The organism is Phytohabitans aurantiacus (genome assembly GCF_027923225.1).
Classification (GTDB): Bacteria; Actinomycetota; Actinomycetes; order Mycobacteriales; family Micromonosporaceae; genus Phytohabitans; species Phytohabitans aurantiacus.
On sequence record NZ_BSDI01000013.1, the window covers coordinates 36424 to 53740 of the forward strand.

A 17317-nucleotide genomic window follows, 5' to 3' on the forward strand; every position below is an offset into this window, starting at 1 on the left:
TCTCGCACCTTCTGCTGATCAAGGGCCGGCTTAACGCGGACGGTGGTGAACCGGGCACGGGCGGTGATCTTCCCCGGTCACCTGGTAGGAAGGTTCGATGCGGGAAGAGGCGGAAGCGGTACTGCGACGGCTGGCCGGCGAGCACGCGCGGCTCCGGGACGACCAGTGGCGGGCCATCGAGGCCCTGGTGGCCGATCGCCGCCGGGTGCTGTGCGTGCAGCGCACGGGCTGGGGAAAGTCCGCGGTGTACTTCGTCGCGACCGCGCTGCTGCGAGCCCGCGAGACCACCGGGCCCACCGTGATCGTGTCGCCGCTGCTCGCACTCATGCGCAATCAGGTCGAGGCGGCCGCTCGTGCGGGCATCCACGCCCGCACGATCAACTCCGCCAACCTCGACGAGTGGGACGAGATCACCGAGCAGATCCACGCCGGCGCGGTCGACGTGCTGCTCATCAGCCCGGAGCGCCTCAACAACCCAGACTTCCGCGACACCGTCCTGCCCCGGCTCGCCGCCACGACCGGCCTGCTGGTGGTCGACGAGGCGCACTGCGTCTCCGACTGGGGCCACGACTTCCGGCCCGACTACCGGCGGCTGCGCACGTTCCTCGCCGGGCTCCCCGAGCGCACCCCGGTACTGGCCACCACGGCGACGGCCAACGCCCGGGTCACCGCCGACGTGGCCGACCAGCTCGGTGACGCGCTCGTGCTGCGCGGTGCGCTCGACCGCGACTCGCTGCGGCTGGCCGTCCTCGACCTGCCGACGCCCGCTCACCGGCTTGCCTGGCTGGCCGACCACCTCGACAAGCTGACCGGGTCGGGCATCGTCTACACGCTGACGGTGGCGGCCGCCGGCGAGACCGCCGAGTTCCTGCGGTCCCGCGGTTACGCGGTCGCCTCGTACAGCGGGCAGTCCGACGACACCGACCGCCGGGCCGCCGAGCAGGACCTGCTCGATAACAAGATCAAGGCGCTGATCGCGACGTCCGCGCTCGGCATGGGATTCGACAAGCCCGACCTCGGCTTCGTCGTGCACCTCGGCGCGCCGCCCTCGCCGATCGCGTACTACCAGCAGGTGGGCCGTGCCGGCCGCGGCGTCGACCAGGCTGAGGTGCTGCTGCTGCCAGGGCCGGAAGACGCGGCGATCTGGCGGTACTTCGCGTCGCTCGCGTTCCCGCCCGAGGAGCAGGTGCGGTCGGTACTCAACGCGCTGTCCACCGACCGTCCACTGTCGACTCCAGCGCTGGAGCCGATCGTCGACCTGCGGCGCACGCGGCTCGAACTGATGCTCAAGGTGCTCGACGTCGACGGTGCCGTGCGCCGGGTACGCGGGGGATGGCTCGCGACCGGCCAGCCGTGGGAGTACGACGCCGCGCGGCTGCGGCGGGTCGCCGAGGCGCGCACCGCCGAGCAGCGGGCCATGCGGGAGTACGCCACGACGGGCGACTGCCGGATGGAGTACCTGCGCAGGTGCCTCGACGATCCGGGCGCGGCGCCCTGCGGCCGCTGTGACCGTTGCGCCGGCCCGCGCTTCGACTCGGAGGTCTCGCAGCCCGCCTTGGCGGCCGCGCAGGCGTTCCTGGGCCGGCCCGGCGTCGAGATCACGCCGAAGAAGATGTGGCCGACCGGGTTGGAGGCGGTCGGCGTGCCGCTTCGGGGAAAGATCGCACCAGGGGAGCAGGCGGCTTCCGGCCGCGCGGTGGGGCGCCTGTCCGACCTCGGCTGGGGCTCGCGCCTGCGCGGGCTGGTGGGCCCCGAGTCGCCCGACGCGCCGCTGCCCGACGACGTGGCCGGCGCGGTCATCGAGGTGCTCAAGGCGTGGGCGCGGGGCGACGACCCGTGGCCGGCCCGGCCGGTGGGGATCGTCGCCGTGGACTCCCGGCGGCACGGCCAGCTCGTGCGCGGCCTCGCCGAGCGGGTCGCGGCGGTCGGCCGGCTGCCGCTGCTCGGCGCGGTGCGGCGGGTCGGTGGCGGTGCCGGTCCGCGAGGCAACAGCGCCCAGCGGGTACTGGCGCTGCACGACGCGTTCGAGGTGCCGCCGGAGCTCGCCGAGCGACTGGCCACACTGGACGGTCCGGTACTGCTGGTCGACGACCTGGTCGACTCCGGCTGGACGCTGACGATGGTGGCGCGCCTGCTGCGCCAGGCCGGCGCCCCAGCGGTGCTCCCGCTGGCGCTTGCGATAGCCGGCTAGCCCGGCCGTCCGTAGCCGTGGATCGGTTGGTAATCCACGTTGTCGACGCGCACCGGTTCGCCGTGCTGCGGGGCGTGGATCATCTTGCCGCCGCCGACGTACATCCCCACGTGGTGGATGCTGCGGTAGTAGAAGACCAGATCGCCGGGCTTCAGCTCGTCGCGGCTGACCCGGCTGACCGCGCGCCACTGGCGGCGGGCGTTGTGCGGCAGGGGTACGCCCGCCTTCGCCCAGGCCGCCGAGGTGAGACCCGAGCAGTCGTACGAGTTGGGGCCGTCGCTGCCGAACCGGTACTGCTTGCCGAGCTGGGCGTACGCGAACCGCACCGCCGCGCCCGCCCGGCCCGGTGAGAACGTCGGCTTGAAGCCCTTGATCGTGGGACGCGGCTTGAAACCGGTCTGCTCGCGCAGTCGCTCCAGCCGGGTGATGTTCTCCTCGATCTGCTGCTTCTTCGTGGCGAGCGCGAGTTCCTGAGACGCCTGCTGGCCGGCGGCCGCGTCGAGGGAGCGGCGGGCCGCCTCGACGCGATCGCGGGCCGCGCTGAGGCTGTCGATCGCCTCCTTCTGCTCGCTCGCCAGCCGGTCGAGCACGAGCAGCCGGTCAGCGAAGTCCGACGCGGACTCGGCCGAGATCACCGCGAGGGCGGTGCTGACGCCGCTCGACCGGTACGCGGCCGTGGCGATCACGCCCACGCGGGCCCGCCGGGCGGCCAGCTGCCGCTCCAGCGGCCGGATCTCCTCGTTGAGGTCGGCGATCTGGCGGCGGGTGGTGCGCAGGTTGTCGCGGACCTCGTTGTAGTCCTCGATCACCTTCTCCAGGTGCTCGCCGGCCGTGTCGAGCTGGTCGCCGATCGGTGTGGCCTGCGCGGGTGCGGGTAGCAGCACGATCACGAGGGCGGCGATGAGGGCGGTCGTCGGGACGGGGATACGCACGCAGACCTAACGAGGCATCTCGGGCAAAAGCCACGCAAGCGTGATCCCGCATACATGGCTGGCGCGCTGCCAGGGAAGAATCCCACCTATGCCCGCACCCACCGCCCGGATCGCCATCGTCGCCGCCGCCCTGGTGGTCGCGCTGCTGGGCGGGTTCGGTCTGGGGCGCCTGACCAGCGGCGACGGGCAGGGGGCCACGGCCAACCCGCCGGCCGCTACGGACCCCGAGGCGAGCCCTCATTCGCACGGCACCACGGCCGGCCAGGCCACCGCCGATGTGGGCGGGCTCGCGGTCAGCTCGGGCGGATACACGCTGGTGCCCGAGGAGACCGCCTTTACCGCCGGGCAGCCCCGCGACTTCGCTTTCCGGATCGTGGGCCGGGATGGCAAGCCGGTCACCACGTTCGCGGTCGTGCACGACAAGCCGCTGCACCTCATCGTGGTGCGCCGGGACCTGTCGGGGTACCAGCACCTGCACCCGGCGATGGCGGTGGACGGCAGGTGGCGGGTGCCGCTCAACCTGCCCGCGGCGGGCGCCTGGAGGGCGTACACGGACTTCACCGTCGACGTGGGTGGGCAGCAGACGGCGCTGACGCTCGGCGTCGATCTGTCCGTGGCCGGCGACTACGCCGCGCGGGCGCTGCCCGCGCCGGCCCGCGAGGCGGCCGTCGGGGGCTTCTCGGTGAGCTATGAGGGCGCGCCGGTGCCGGGTGCGACCCAGCCGATCTTCTTCCGGGTACCCGGTGCCACGCTGGAGCGGTACCTCGCCGCGTACGGGCATCTCGTGGTGGTGCGCGAGGGCGACCTCGGGTACGTCCACGTGCACCCCGAAGACCGGCTCGTCGACGGGGCCGTGAAGTTCTGGCTGGCGGTGCCGAGCACCGGCCGCTACCGGATGTTCTTCGACTTCCAGGTGGCTGGAAAGGTGCACACGGCGGAGTTCACTCTCGTGGTGAGCTGAGCAGCGACTCAAGTGCCGGGCGCACACCCCACTGCGTGGTGAGCGACGCGTACTCGGCCCGCTGCTCCACTGTGGGCGGTGCGTCGGCGCGGCGGGCACGCAGCATCAGATTGCGCGGAGTGTGTTTGGAGTCAACGAACTCCACAACCTCCACTTTGTACCCGTAGAGGCGCAGGATCGCGGCCCGCAGCGCATCGGTGAGTACGTCGGCGAGGCGCTCGCGCAGGATGCCCTGCCGGGTGATGAGGGGGTACGGCTCAGGCGCCGGCTGGGCGCGCAGCTGCGCGGCGATGTCGTGGTGGCAGCACGGCGCCGCCAGCACCCACCGCGCGTCCCAACGCACCGCTCGGGCCAGCGCCTCGTCGGTGGCGGTGTCGCACGCGTGCAGCGCCAGTACCAGATCGGGCCTCAGATCGACCTCGGCACCGGCGATCGTGCCCGCCACGAACCGCACCTTGTCGGCACAGCCCAGCCGCTCGGCCACCTCGGTGTTGCGGCGCCGCTGGTCTTCGCGCACGTCGACGCCGACGATCCGCACGTCGACGCCCAGCCCGGTCAGGTACCGGTGGGCGGCGAACGTCAGGTATGCGTTGCCGCACCCCAGATCCACCACGTCCAGCCTGGCGGGTGGCTCGGGCAGGGTGGCCGCCAGCGCCCGCAGGAACGCGTCGACCTGCCGGCGCTTCGCCGCGTTGCCCCCGATCACGTCGAACAGCGGGTCACCCGGATCGAGCAGGTACTCCTTGGCACGGTCGTGCTCGGTGTCGGGCGCCTCGCGGGCGGCGGTCGCGCGGTGCACCTGGGCGTCGCCCTTTTTCGTGACCCGCAACTGCACGGTCGCCTCGCCCGTCTCCACATGCCAGTTTCCGAACGGCTCCGCCAGCAGCGAATCCACCGCCGCTCCCGCGTCGGCCCCGGCCACGTTGCGAGTGTGCGGCCGGGCACCGTCGGACGTCACGATCTGCAGGTGTGGCCCGCCCTTCAGGGTGACCGGGCGCAGCTCCGCCCGCACCAGGGAAGGGGTCTGACCCCGGCGCCGCCCCGCGGCGACCGCGCGCACGAGTCCAGGGTCGAGCAGCAGCTCACGCACCTCTGCCAGCGCGTCGTCCAGTTTGACCGGCATCCTCCGAGCCTAGATCTTCTCGAAAGTCGCGTTGAACCATGGGAGCGCGTCCACCGTAAGAAGATGCGAGGCGGACGGCGAAACCAGCCGTCGGACGGCGCTTCTCATCCACCGGCGAGCCCGCGAACAAGTGGCGCGGCTGCCGGCCACCTTAGGCCCGAAGGGTTGGGTTGTCACGCGCATGTCCACGAGCACGCACGAGTACAAGGAACGGCGCACGTTCGGTCGCCGCTGGAAAATAGCCGCCACCGCGGGTGTCGCCGTCGCCCTTGTCGGGGGCGGGATCGGCGTCGCGGCGGCCGGTGGTGAGGCCGCCGCTTCCACGATCAGCTGTCCGACGGTCGCCGACAAGCTGCAGAATGTGCCGGCCTCCGCCCAAGCGGAGGTGGAGCGGAACCTGGCACTGCTCAACACGCAGATCGCCGAGGCAAACCAGCGCCTCGCCACGAGCAAGGGCCAGGGCGGGCCCAACTTCGTCCAGAACGCCATCCTCGGCCCGCTGGCCAGTAAGCGTGGCGCCGCCATCGACCGGATCGCCATCGCGATCGGCCGGCAGGGCACCCGCCCTCAGGGCCTGGAGTCGCTGGCCACGTGCACGCTGGGAACCGGTGGCGGCAGCACCGCGACCGAGCCCGCTGAGCTGCCGGAGACGGCTGCCGGCGGCGCTGCCGCTGGGCCGGGCACGATCGTCTGCCCGGACGTGAAGAGCCAGCTCCCGGCTGTACCGGCCGGTGCGCAGGCGGAGGTCGACCGCAACCTCGCCCAGCTCCAGACGCAGATCAACGAGGCCAACGCGCGGCTCGTCGCGACGGTCGGCCAGGGCGGACCGAACTTCGTCCAGAACGCGATCCTCGGCCCGCTGGAGGACAAGCGCGTCGCGGCGATCAACCGCATCGCGACCGCGATCGGCCGCATCAACGCCCGCCCGCAGGGCCTGGACGCGCTCGCGCCGTGCCAGATCCAGGCGGACGGTGCCGCCGGTGGCGACGACGCGGCCGGTGGCGACGACGCCGCTGGTGGTGACGATGCCGCGGGTGGCGATGACGCGGCCGGTGGCGACGCCGGTGACGGTGGCGCCGCCGAGGTAGGCACGATCAGCTGCCCCGACGTCGGCAGCCAGCTCCCGGCTGTTCCGGCCGGTGCCCTCGCCGAGGTGGAGCGCAACCTGGCGCAGCTCGACACGCAGATCGCGGAAGCCAACGCGCGCCTGCAGTCCACCGTCGGCCAGGGCGGACCGAACTTCGTGCAGAACGCGATCCTTGGTCCTCTGGAGGACAAGCGGGTCGCAGCGATCAACCGCATCGCGACGGCGATCGGTCGGATCGACGCACGCCCCGTGGGTCTCGACGCACTGGCCCCCTGCACGGTCAGTTGACCCACGGCACCTCGGTGCGACCCGCAGCGCACTGAGGACGCAGGCCCCTCCGCCGAGCCCTTGTCGAACCCCCGGCGGAGGGGCCTCCTTACACAAAAGACCGCGCCCGCCGTTTCCGGCGGGCGCGGTCTCGTGTGAACGGTTACTCCGTGGGCGACGCGGCGGGGGAGCGGCGACGGCGACGGCGGCGGGGCTTCGCAGCCGCGGTCGCGTCGGTGGCCTCCGCGACCGGCGCGACGTCGGCGGTCTCAGCGGCGGTCGCGGCGACTGCCGCGTCGCCAGCTACCACCTCGCCGGCACGCCGGCGACGGCGAACGCGGGCCGTCGCGGGCGCCTCGTCGGTCGTCGCGGGCGTCTCGGCCTCGGCGGTGCTGCCGCCACCGCTGTCACCGCTGCCACCGCGGCGGCTACGGGACCGGCTGCGGCCGCCTTCGGCGCGCCGGCGGCCGCGCGTCTTGGGGTTGAGGTCCTCCTCGACCTCCGCCGACAGCCCGGCGCGGGTGCGCTCGGCGGTCGGCAGCGTGCCGCCGACCTCGGACGGGATGTCGAGGTCCGTGTACAGGTAAGGCGACGTGTGGTACGTCTCCGGCGGCTCCGGCATCTCCAAGCCAAGCGACTTGTCGATGAGCCGCCACCTCGGCATGTCTTCCCAGTCGACGAACGTCACGGCCACGCCGCTGGCGCCGGCCCGACCGGTGCGCCCGATGCGGTGGGTGTACGTGTCGGGGTCTTCGGGGCAGTCGTAGTTGATGACGTGGGTGACGCCGGAGACGTCGAGCCCTCGGGCGGCGACGTCGGTCGCGACCAGTACGTCGATCTTGCCGGCCCGGAACGCGCGGAGCGCCCGCTCGCGCGCGCCCTGGCCCAGGTCGCCGTGGACCGCGGCGGTGGCGAAGCCACGGAAGTCGAGGTCTTCGGCCACCCGGTCGGCGGCACGCTTGGTGCGCGTGAAGATCATCGTCAGCCCACGCGCCTGCGACTGCAGGATGCGGGCGACCACCTCGACCTTGTTCATCGGGTGGGTGCGGTAGACGAGCTGCTTGGTCAGCGGTGACGGCCCGGTCTCGGCGGTGTGGCCGGCGTGGATCGTCACCGGGTGGCGCAGGAACCGCCGCGCCAGCGCGACGATCGGGTCAGGCATGGTCGCGGAGAACAGCATGGTCTGCCGGTCTTCGGGCAGCATGGCCAGGATCTTCTCGACGTCGTCGAGGAAGCCCAGGTCGAGCATGCGGTCGGCCTCGTCGAGCACGAGCGCGTGCACGCGGTCGAGGCGCAGCTTCTTCTGCTTGGCGAGGTCCATCAGCCGGCCAGGCGTGCTGACCAGGATCTCCACGCCGGCACGCAGCGCCTCGACCTGTGGCTCGTACGCCACGCCGCCGTAGATGGGCAGGACGCGCACGCCGCGGGTCTTGCCCGCGGTGGCGATGTCCTTGGCGACCTGGAGGCCCAGCTCGCGGGTCGGGACGATGACCAGTGCCTGCGGTACGCCGTCGCTGCCCTCGCTGGGGGCGAACACCCGCTGGAGCAGCGGGACGCCGAAGCCGAGTGTCTTGCCGGTGCCGGTGGGCGCCTGGCCGATGAGGTCGGTGCCGCGCAGCGCGATCGGCAGCGCGTACTCCTGGATCGCGAATGCCCTCGTGATGCCCGCGGCAGCGAGCGCCTCCACCGTCTCGGTGCGCACACCGAGGTCGGCGAAGGCGGGGCTGTCGGGTCGTACGGGAGCTCGCGTGATGGTTTCTTCGGTTTCGCTCATGGAGTTTTGGGGGTGCCCTCTCGTGGTGCGCCCCGTCGCATCCGAGGGCGCTAATTCGGTATGGCGCGGGCCGCACGCGATCGCAGTGGTCGATGCGATCGCGGGCCACACGCGCGCCGCGGGCTGGGGTAATTACTGATCTAGTGCCGCGGCAACAGCGCAATGTTACCTGACAGGCATGAACGGCGCCTCAGGCGTCAGGTTGGCGGCGCCGTGACACCCGTCGAAATGTGGCGCGGATCACGCAACGCTGAGGCGATCGGGTGGGCGAGCGGCGTACCGCGCCCGGCGGTAGCCTGCGGGCGTGTCCCAAGGAACAGAGCCGGCAGGTCCGGAGAGCGCGGCGGTCGTCGACCTGCTCGGCATGGTGGCGTACGCCGAGCTGCTCGCGTTCGAGCGGATGGCGGTCGACGCCCGCCTCGCTCCCGATCTGCGCCGGCGCGCCGTGCTCAGCGAAATGGCCGCTGCCGAGATCGACAACTATCGCCGTCTCGCCGGTCGCATGGCCGAGCTGGGCGCCGACGCGGAGAAGGCGATGGCGCCCTACGTCACGCCGCTGCAGGAGTACCACGAGCTGACCGAGCCGAAGGACTGGCTGGAGGCGCTCACCAAGGCGTACGTGTGGGACAGCATCGCCGACGACTTCGTGCGCGAGGTGGCCCTGTTTCTCGCCTCGCCCGACCGCGACCTCGTGCTCGACGTGCTGCACGACTCGCAGTACAGCGACTTCGCCGCCGCCGAGATCCGGGCCGCGATCGCGGTCGACCCCAAGGTGGCGAACCGGCTCTCGATGTGGGCCCGCAGGCTGGTCGGCGAAGGGCTCTCGCAAGCTCAGCGAGTGGCGGGCGAGCGGGTCGCGCTGACCATGCTGATCATGCAGGGCTCCGGCGACCAGGCGGGCGTGCAGGGGCTGTTCAAGCGGCTGACCGCCGCACATACCACTCGGATGGCGGCGGTCGGCCTGAACAACTGACCCCGAAAGGGCTTAGCGGGCGGTGAAGCCCACCGCACCCACGGTGCGCTCGGCGATCTCTACGTAGGCGAGCTTGTCGACCGGCACGATCACTCGGCGGCCCTTTTCGTCCAGCAGCGTGAGGATGCCCTGGGTCTCAATCGCCTCTGCCACGATCTTCTCGACCTCGGCCTGCGACTGAGCGCTCTCCAGCACCAGCTCGCGCGGGGCGAACTGCACGCCGATCTTGACCTCCACGGAATCCTCCTCAAGGCTTTGCCGCTGCAAACGTTAGCCGACTGTCTGGGGTGGTTGTCAGGCTGACTCGCCTTGCAGCGGGAAGCTCGCGATACCGCGCCAGGTCAGGGTCGCGAGCAGCGCCTCGGCGTCGGCCTTGGGCACCTTGCGGCCGGCGGCGAGCCAGAACTGCGCCGCGGTCTCGGCGGCACCCACCAGACCGGAGGCGAGCAGCTCGGCGTGCGCGCGGCTGACGCCGGTGTCCGAGATGATCGTATCTGTGATGGCTGCGATACAGCCCTTTTCCACCCGCTCCACGCGTTCCCGCACGGCGGGCTCGTTGCGCAGGTCGGACTCGAAGACCAGCCGGAAGGCCTCGCTCTCGTGGTCGACGAAGTCGAAGTACGCCTGGACCGCGCCCTTGACCCGCTCCTTGTTGTCAGACGTGCCGACCATCGCGGACCGCACCTGCGCCACGATGGCGTCGCAGTGCGTGTCCAGGAGCGCCAGATACAGCTCCAGCTTTCCGGGGAAGTGCTGGTAGAGGACTGGTTTGGAGACGCCCGCGCGCTCGGCGATGTCGTCCATCGCGGCGGCGTGGTAGCCCTGCGCGACGAACACCTCCTGCGCCGCGGCGAGCAGCTGCTTGCGGCGCGCCGAACGCGGCAGGCGGGTGGGCCGCCCCGTCGGCGGCGCGCTCCCCGACCCTACGGCCATGCCGTTCACCTCGACTTTCGGTCTCTCTACTATGACTTGCGGCCAATGCGGCGGATCGGTAAACACACCCCGACCGCCGAACTAGCCGGACGTTGCGGCTTATCGCCACTGCAAGCACACGGTAGCCTCAGCGGGGGCGACCGAGGAGCGCACGGTGGACGAAACAGGGCAACACGGTGGCGCCACACCGGGAGAGAACGGCAACGGCGCAGGTCCGCACGGTGACAATGGCGGTCCGGCCCGGCGGGGTGGCTGGGCGGCCGCCGATTCCGCGTGGTCGAACGCGGGCTCCGCGCTGGAGCCGAGTGGCGAGCCGGTGCGGCCGAGCTGGCGCACGTCCGGCCAGCAGCCGGGGGGCGACAGCGCCGCAAGCCGGGGCTGGGCCGACGCGTCGCCGCGCTACGCCGACCTGCTGTCGCCGCTGAGTCCCGCCGCGCCCCTCCGCCCGGTCGCCAACGGCGCCACCTACGAAGACCGGCCCACCGGCGAGCACACACCCATCGCCCTGCGCGTGCCGGCGAGCGCCCCGCCGTACCCGTACGAGGGCGACCTCGAAGACCGCACACCGCCGCCGATTCCGGCTGAGCGGCCGGCACCAACCGTCGAGCGTGACTCGGCACCGGCCCTGCCGCCCGTCGCCGAGGCGGCCCGGCACGCGATCGAGGAGTCCACGCCCTCCGGCGGCCTGCCGCAGGCGTCCCGGGGGGAGCGCCCGCAGGCCGAGCCGCCCGCGCCGCGCTGGCCCGAGCGGCCGGAGCTGCCCCAGCCACCACCGGGCGGGCCCGCCGCTCCCGCTATGCCCACCGCTCCCGCCATGCCGGGCTATGCGTCGTTGGAGAGCCCGCCGGCGTACGAGCCGCCGCCTGGGTTCCGGCCACAGCCCGAGCGCCCCCTCCGGCCGTACGACACCTCGATGTACGAGCGCCCGCCGTCGCCCGGTCCCAGCCGGTCCAACACGCCCTGGGATTGGCGCCCCGAACGGTCGCAGGAGAGCACCGAAGCCCGCCGCGCCGCACCCCCTGAGCCAACCCTGGAGCCACCACCCCCACCTCCAGCGGTTCTGCAAGCACCGGCACCCCCGGCAGTTCCGGCGGCGACCCAGGCGCCGCCCCGACGCACACCTGAACCGGTGCCCGACGCGCTGCCGCAGCGGGTGCCGGCCGAGCCGGACGTGCCCACCGTGCCCGAGCCACCCACCGTCGAGCCTTCCGCCGACGCCCCTGACCTCACCCGCATCTGGAGCCACCTGCGCCGCGACGACGTGCAGCCGCGCGAGCGGCCCGAAGGCTTCGACGTGCAGGCGATCGTCGCCGCCGTGCGCGGCGTCGAAGGTGTCCGTGACGCATCCGTCCGCCAAACCCCGTCCGGAGCGCACAACCTGCGGCTCGACCTCGCCGACGGCGCCGACCCGGCCGAGGTGAGCCGGATGGTCGCGCGCCTGTTGCAGGAGCGCATGGGGCTGGCGGCGGCACCGCGCGAGGTCCCGGCGGCCGCCGCGCAGCAGCAGCCTCAACAGCCCCAGCCCTCATCGGGCTCGTCTTACGTGCCCGCCCAGCCGCAGCCGACCGGTCGCGCGTCGGTGCCGAGCCCGGGCGAGCCGCGCCGGCGGGCCGCACGCCGGGCGTACCAGGAGGACGAGGAGGAGTTGGCGCCGCCGCCGCGGGTGGTCGCGGCTCCGCCGGCCGCCGTCCCGCCGCCCGGGGTGGCGCCTGACGAGCCTGAGGAGCCGGCGTATCCGCTGGGCCAGAGCGCCCCGGTGGAGGCCGCCCCGCCCCGGCCGCTGAAGCCGCTCCCCAACCCGGGCCCGCGCGTGACCATCGACGAGGTACAGGTCAGCACGTTCGGCCTGGACGCCACGGTCGAGGTACGGCTGGCCGCCGACGAGCGGCGTGCCACCGGTCGGGCCAACGGTCCGGCGGTCGACGCGTACGTGCTGCGGCTGTGCGCCACCGCGGCGGCGGCCGCGATCGACGATCTGCTCAGCACCGCCGAGCAGCCCACCGACCGCGGGCGGTGCTTCGTCGAGCACACCGCGGTGGTGCCATTCGGCACCTGCGAGGTCGCGATCGTCGTGGTGCTGCTGGTGTGCGGTGGCTGGGTCGAGCAACTGGCCGGCTCCGCGCTCGTGGCCGGCGACCCCCGGCAGGCGGTGGTGCGCGCCACACTCGGGGCCGTGAACCGCCGGCTGGAGTCACTACTCTCGTAACACGCGGCACACTAGATAGATGAAGCGCGCGGCCCTCGTGGCGGATCAGCTGTTTCCGCCTGACGACGCGCCGCCGCCGTGGCCCGGGCGTTCGGTGCTCCTCGACGGCTCGATCATGTACGTGCGGGACACGCCGGCCACCTCAGCCGGCGCCGAGCCGGCCCTGTACGTCCACGGGCTCGGCGGCTCGTCGACGAACTGGACCGACCTCGCCGGCCTGCTCGCGCACCGGCTCGACGGGCAGGCGATCGACCTGCCCGGGTTCGGTCGCAGCGAGCCCGCCCGCAGTTACAGCATCCCGGCGCAGGCCGCTCGCGTCGCGCGCTGGATCGAGTACAGCGACCGTGGCCCGGTGCACCTGTTCGGCAACTCGCTCGGCGGTGCCATCGCCGTGCGGGTCGCGGGCACCCGGCCCGACCTGGTGCGCACGCTGACCCTGGTGTCGCCCGCGATGCCTTTCCTCGACCCGAGGCGCTCGATGCAGAGCCGCATGCTGCCGCTGCTGGCCGTGCCGCTGGCCGAGCGGCTGGCGACCTGGCAGCTTGCGAAGATCACGCCGGAGGAGATGACCCGCCAGGTGACCGACGCCTGCTTCGCCGACCCGAGCAGGATCAGCGAGCAGCGCCGCCTGGAGGCGATCGAGGAGCTGAGGCGGCGCTACGAGGTCGATCACTACGTGGCCTCCTACCTGCGCACCTTCCGGGGTCTGATCTCCAGCTTCCTCCGGGCGTACCTGCCGGGGCCGGGCTCGCAGTGGAGGGTCGCCGCCCAGATCGGGGTGCCCACGCTGGTGATCGGTGGCCGGCAGGACCGGCTGGTCGACATCCGGGTGGCGCCGCAGGTCGCCAGGGTGATTCCCGACAGCCGGCTGCTTATTTTGGATGGCGTGGGGCACGTGGCGCAGATGGAGGTGCCACGGATGGTTGCCCGAGCTGTTGTCGCGCTACTCGACGAGGTCGGTCACCGGGCTGACGCCCGTTGAACGCCACGCGCGCGATCTTCCTGGCGGCGGCCGGGGTGATCCTGACCGGCCTCGCGCTGCCGAAGCTGGCGGGTGACACCGACACGGCGCCGGTGTCCGTGACGCCAACCTCGGCGGTGGCCACATCGGCCGCACCGTCCCCGACGCCGTCGCCATCACCGGCGGGAACACCACCGCCGGCCGATCCGATCGCGCTGCCCGGGCCGGTGCCGGCCCGTGGGGAGGGCACGTTCCAGTACGGGACGGCGGGCGGGCCGGTCTTCGGGCGCGGGGGCACGGTGCACCGGTACCGGGTGGCGGTCGAGCGCGGCTCGAACGAGGACGTGACGGAGTTCGCGGTGGCCGTCGACAAGGCGCTCGGCGACCAGCGGAGTTGGATCGCGGGCGGGCACCGGATGCAGCGGGTACCGGACGGGCAGGCGCACGAGTTCACGGTGTACCTGGCGACGGGCGAGACGGCCCAGCGGATGTGCGCGGCCGGAGGCGTGAACATCCAGGCGGGCGGCCGGCCGTACACGTCCTGCCGCACCAGCGGCAGAGTGATCATCAATCTGGACCGGTGGCGGCTCTCGATTCCGGACTACACGTCGGCAAAGGTGCCGCTGTCGGTGTACCGCACCTATGTGGTGAACCACGAGGTCGGGCACCAGTTGGGGCGCCAGCACGAGTTGTGCCCGGGAGCGGGCCGGCCGGCGCCGGTGATGATGCAGCAGACGCTCGGGCTGGACGGATGCGCGGCCAACCCGTGGCCGTACCTGAACGGCCGCCGGTACACAGGTCCACTGAAATAGCGTGTTAAATACGGACAATTGAGGATAGTCATGGCACGCTGAACGGACCATGGCGACTCCGGCGACCCGTCCAGTCCGCGCCACCGCAGACCACGTGGCAGCGCCCGGCAGCGTGTCCGATTCTCGCCGCCCGCCAGCACATCGGCTCGAAGGGCGCCGCATCGGGCAGGAACGCATGCGGCACCGGCAACGGCGGACGGCGGTACTCCTGCTGCTGGCATCGGCCGCGGGCCTGGTGCTGATCGACCTCGCGCGGGGCCGGCCGGTGGAGCTGCGGGTCGCGGCGCCGGAACCCACGCCGACCACCGCGGCGTCCGTGGTACCGGCGGCGGTCGCGCTGCGCCCCACGTCGCCGTCGCCGGAGCCGCCGTCGCCCACCCCGGTCGCGGTCGCCACGACGTTCCCGATCACCGGTCCGGGCACCTTCCGGTACGCGGACAGCACCGGCGCGCTCCTTGGTACCGCCGGCACGCTGCGCCGCTTCCGGGTGGCCACCGAAGACGGCCTCGCGCAGGACGCGAAGTCGTTCGCGGCGAGCGTCGACCAGATCCTGGGCGACCCGCGGAGCTGGATCGCCGGACGGCAGTTCCGGCTGCAGCGGGTACCGCGATCCGCCCCGGCCGAGTTCACGATCTTCCTCGCCACGCCGGCCACGTCGGAGCGGATGTGCGCGGCCGGCGGCCTGGCCACCGAACAGTACACGTCGTGCCGCCTGCCCGGTCAGGTGATCATCAACGTGGCGCGGTGGCTCACCGCCGTACCGGACTACGGCGCGCCGCTCGCGGAGTACCAGGCGTACGCGGTCAACCACGAGGTGGGCCACCAGTTGGGCCACGGGCACGAGCGCTGCCCGACGCCCGGCGGACCGGCCCCGGTGATGCAGCAGCAGACGCTCGGGTTGAAGGGCTGCGTCGCCTACGGCTGGCCGTACCTGGACGGGCGGCGGTACGCGGGCCCGCCTATTCCCTGACCGCCCGTGTGCCACGTCATTGCGGAGTGGCGTCGCGGGCGCGCAACAATAGTCCGGTATCGCTGCCGCTAGCTACCGGGAGTTGACCGTGTCGCTGCCCCCGCTCGTCGCACCAGCCGCCGAGCTCACCGTCGACGAGATCCGCCGTTACTCGCGCCACCTGATCATCCCGGACGTCGGGGTGGACGGGCAGAAGCGGCTCAAGAACGCCAAGGTGCTGTGTGTGGGCGCGGGTGGCCTCGGCTCGCCGGCTCTCATGTACCTTGCCGCCGCCGGCGTGGGCACGCTCGGCATCGTCGACTTCGACACCGTCGACGAGTCCAACCTCCAGCGGCAGATCATCCACGGTCAGTCCGACATCGGCCGCCCCAAGGCGGAGTCGGCCGCCGCGTCGGTCCGTGAGATCAACCCGTACGTCAACGTGGTGATCCACAACACCGCCCTCGACCGGGACAACGTCAAGGAGATCTTCTCCCAGTACGACCTGATCGTCGACGGCACCGACAACTTCGCCACGCGGTACATGGTCAACGACGCGGCGGTGCTGCTCGGCAAGCCGTACGTGTGGGGTTCGATCTACCGCTTCGACGGGCAGGCGAGCGTGTTCTGGGCCGAGCACGGCCCCTGCTACCGCTGCTTGTACCCCGAGCCCCCGCCGCCCGGCATGGTCCCGTCCTGCGCCGAGGGTGGTGTGCTGGGCGTGCTCTGCGCGTCGATCGGCTCCATCCAGGTCACCGAGGCGATCAAGCTGATCACCGGCATCGGCGAGCCGCTCGTGGGCGGGCTGACGGTCTACGACGCGCTGGAGATGACGTACCGGAAGATCAAGGTCCGCAAGGACCCGGCCTGCGCGCTCTGCGGCGAGAACCCGACGGTCACCGACCTGCTCGAAGACTACGAAGACTTCTGCGGCGCGGTGTCGCCGGAAGCCGAAGAGGCGGCCGTCGACTCCACCATCACCGCGCGGGAGCTCAAGGACTGGCAGGACTCCGGCAAGTCGATCTTCCTGGTCGATGTGCGCGAGCCGGCCGAGTACGAGATCGTGCGCATCCCGGGCGCGACGCTGATCCCCAAGGGCGACATCCTGTCCGGCGAGGCGCTGGCCAGGCTCCCGCAGGACCGGCAGATCGTGCTGCACTGCAAGTCGGGTGTCCGGTCCGCTGAGGCGCTCGCCGCTGTGAAGGCGGCCGGCTTCAAGGACGCGGTGCACGTGCAGGGCGGCGTGCTCTCCTGGATCAAGCAGATCGACCCGTCCCTGCCCGCGTACTAAACCACCACCGTGATCAGGGCGTCCCTCAAGGCGTTAGAGCGACTTCAGGGACGCCCTGATCACGGTTCAGCGGGCGGCGCGGATCGCCGTCAGGGTGGTGTGCACGTCGAACTGGCGGCCGTCGTCGCTGGGCCAGCCGCCGTCGCTGCGCTGCGTCTCCGAGAGGCGCCGGCGCGCGGCGGCGAGCAGCCAGTCTTCGGTTGCCAGTCCGGCGCGCCGCAGCCGCGCCGCCAGTAACGCGATGTCGGCCGGTGTCATCCGCGACAGCCGGTCGCCCAGCATGATCTGCAGCCGCGCCGACTCGTAGAACATGCCCTGCTGGTACAGGACGCCCGCGCCCAGCCAGGCGCTGACCAGGAACGACGGCCAACTGCCGTCTGGGCCGACGTGTGCGGCGATCACCTGGCTGGCGGCGCGGGCCGGGTCGGCGTACCCGGTCAGGCCGAGCCAGAACGCGGCGTTGGTGGTCAGGTAGAGGCGCGCCTCGGGGTCGCCCGGCTGCGCCCAGGGCGGCGCCTCGCCGGCCAGCGTCTCGTCTTCTTCCCACATGCCGTCCGGCCGCTGCGCGCTCGCGAGCCAGTCGAGCGCGGTGCGCGCGGCGGGACGGTCCAGCGCGCCGAGGTCGTCGAGTTCCGCCAGGCGAAAACACGTCGCGTCCACCGAGGCGACCTCGCCGCCCCAGGTTGCCGGCCAGCCGCCACTGGGCGCCTGCCCGATCTCGGCGTCGGCGAGCAGGTTTTCGCTGGGCATACCGCCCGTACGCAGGTGCGATAGGCGGGCCCGGTCCACGGCGTCGCCGTGGGCTACGACGAAGCCGATCGCGGCGTCCATGTCGACCACGGCGACACGCTACATCC

At 72.3% G+C, this 17317-nt stretch carries 15 protein-coding genes; 9 read left to right on the forward strand and 6 right to left on the reverse strand.

The genetic code is table 11. The annotated features are described in order from the left end of the window. Nucleotides 1–97 precede the first annotated feature (97 nt). Nucleotides 98–2191 carry a RecQ family ATP-dependent DNA helicase gene (locus QMG73_RS15575; RefSeq protein ID WP_281896073.1) on the forward strand — a complete coding sequence of 698 codons (2094 nt, stop codon included), beginning with the start codon at nucleotides 98–100 and terminating at the stop codon, nucleotides 2189–2191. On the opposite strand, the gene QMG73_RS15580 is transcribed toward QMG73_RS15575, so the two are convergent. Next, nucleotides 2188–3123 carry a C40 family peptidase gene (locus tag QMG73_RS15580; protein WP_281896077.1) on the reverse strand — a complete coding sequence of 312 codons (936 nt, stop codon included), beginning with the start codon at nucleotides 3121–3123 and terminating at the stop codon, nucleotides 2188–2190. The two genes, QMG73_RS15575 and QMG73_RS15580, sit on opposite strands and share 4 nt — an antisense overlap. A gap of 88 nt (nucleotides 3124–3211) precedes the next feature. Here QMG73_RS15580 and QMG73_RS15585 point away from each other — a divergent pair, with 88 nt between their 5' ends. Continuing rightward, a complete protein-coding gene (locus QMG73_RS15585; RefSeq protein ID WP_281896078.1) occupies nucleotides 3212–4084 on the forward strand; it encodes a hypothetical protein in 873 nt (290 codons plus the stop codon). On the opposite strand, the gene QMG73_RS15590 is transcribed toward QMG73_RS15585, so the two are convergent. Beyond that, complete coding sequence (locus QMG73_RS15590) at nucleotides 4065–5207, reverse strand: class I SAM-dependent methyltransferase (protein WP_281896079.1); 1143 nt, start codon at nucleotides 5205–5207, stop codon at nucleotides 4065–4067. The two genes, QMG73_RS15585 and QMG73_RS15590, sit on opposite strands and share 20 nt — an antisense overlap. A gap of 181 nt (nucleotides 5208–5388) precedes the next feature. Between QMG73_RS15590 and QMG73_RS15595 the strand changes: the two genes are divergently transcribed. Then, nucleotides 5389–6582, forward strand: coding sequence for a hypothetical protein (locus QMG73_RS15595; RefSeq protein ID WP_281896080.1), 1194 nt, complete (start codon nucleotides 5389–5391; stop codon nucleotides 6580–6582). Between the two features lie 142 nt (nucleotides 6583–6724). Here the strand turns inward: QMG73_RS15595 and QMG73_RS15600 are convergent, their stop codons facing one another. After that, entirely contained in the window at nucleotides 6725–8335 is a 1611-nt protein-coding gene (locus QMG73_RS15600) for a DEAD/DEAH box helicase (RefSeq protein WP_281896081.1), read from the reverse strand. A 304-nt stretch (nucleotides 8336–8639) separates the two neighbouring features. Here QMG73_RS15600 and QMG73_RS15605 point away from each other — a divergent pair, with 304 nt between their 5' ends. Continuing rightward, on the forward strand, nucleotides 8640–9308 hold the full coding sequence (locus tag QMG73_RS15605; protein ID WP_281896083.1) for a ferritin-like fold-containing protein: 669 nt from the start codon (nucleotides 8640–8642) through the stop codon (nucleotides 9306–9308). Nucleotides 9309–9320: 12 nt separating this feature from the next. On the opposite strand, the gene QMG73_RS15610 is transcribed toward QMG73_RS15605, so the two are convergent. Further along, nucleotides 9321–9545 carry a DUF3107 domain-containing protein gene (locus tag QMG73_RS15610; protein ID WP_265248958.1) on the reverse strand — a complete coding sequence of 75 codons (225 nt, stop codon included), beginning with the start codon at nucleotides 9543–9545 and terminating at the stop codon, nucleotides 9321–9323. 57 nt (nucleotides 9546–9602) lie between these two features. Next, entirely contained in the window at nucleotides 9603–10241 is a 639-nt protein-coding gene (locus tag QMG73_RS15615) for a TetR/AcrR family transcriptional regulator (protein ID WP_281896086.1), read from the reverse strand. A gap of 154 nt (nucleotides 10242–10395) precedes the next feature. Here QMG73_RS15615 and QMG73_RS15620 point away from each other — a divergent pair, with 154 nt between their 5' ends. The 5 genes from QMG73_RS15620 (at nucleotide 10396) to moeZ (ending at nucleotide 16460) form a co-directional block, all read left to right on the forward strand. Next, nucleotides 10396–12447, forward strand: a complete 2052-nt coding sequence (locus tag QMG73_RS15620; RefSeq protein ID WP_281896088.1) for a Daple — start codon at nucleotides 10396–10398, stop codon at nucleotides 12445–12447. A 19-nt stretch (nucleotides 12448–12466) separates the two neighbouring features. Continuing rightward, the gene (locus QMG73_RS15625; protein WP_281896089.1) at nucleotides 12467–13429 is read left to right on the forward strand and encodes an alpha/beta fold hydrolase; all 963 of its coding nucleotides are present in this window, start codon (nucleotides 12467–12469) and stop codon (nucleotides 13427–13429) included. Continuing rightward, the gene (locus QMG73_RS15630) at nucleotides 13426–14220 is read left to right on the forward strand and encodes a DUF3152 domain-containing protein (RefSeq protein ID WP_281896091.1); all 795 of its coding nucleotides are present in this window, start codon (nucleotides 13426–13428) and stop codon (nucleotides 14218–14220) included. Before QMG73_RS15625 ends, QMG73_RS15630 begins: the two co-directional genes overlap by 4 nt. Before the next feature lie 49 nt (nucleotides 14221–14269). Beyond that, entirely contained in the window at nucleotides 14270–15190 is a 921-nt protein-coding gene (locus QMG73_RS15635; protein WP_281896092.1) for a DUF3152 domain-containing protein, read from the forward strand. An 88-nt stretch (nucleotides 15191–15278) separates the two neighbouring features. Then, on the forward strand, nucleotides 15279–16460 hold the full coding sequence (moeZ, locus tag QMG73_RS15640; RefSeq protein WP_281896094.1) for an adenylyltransferase/sulfurtransferase MoeZ: 1182 nt from the start codon (nucleotides 15279–15281) through the stop codon (nucleotides 16458–16460). 66 nt (nucleotides 16461–16526) lie between these two features. Here moeZ and QMG73_RS15645 read toward each other — a convergent pair whose 3' ends face one another. Further along, the gene (locus QMG73_RS15645) at nucleotides 16527–17291 is read right to left on the reverse strand and encodes a prenyltransferase/squalene oxidase repeat-containing protein (protein WP_281896587.1); all 765 of its coding nucleotides are present in this window, start codon (nucleotides 17289–17291) and stop codon (nucleotides 16527–16529) included. Nucleotides 17292–17317: the final 26 nt, after the last annotated feature.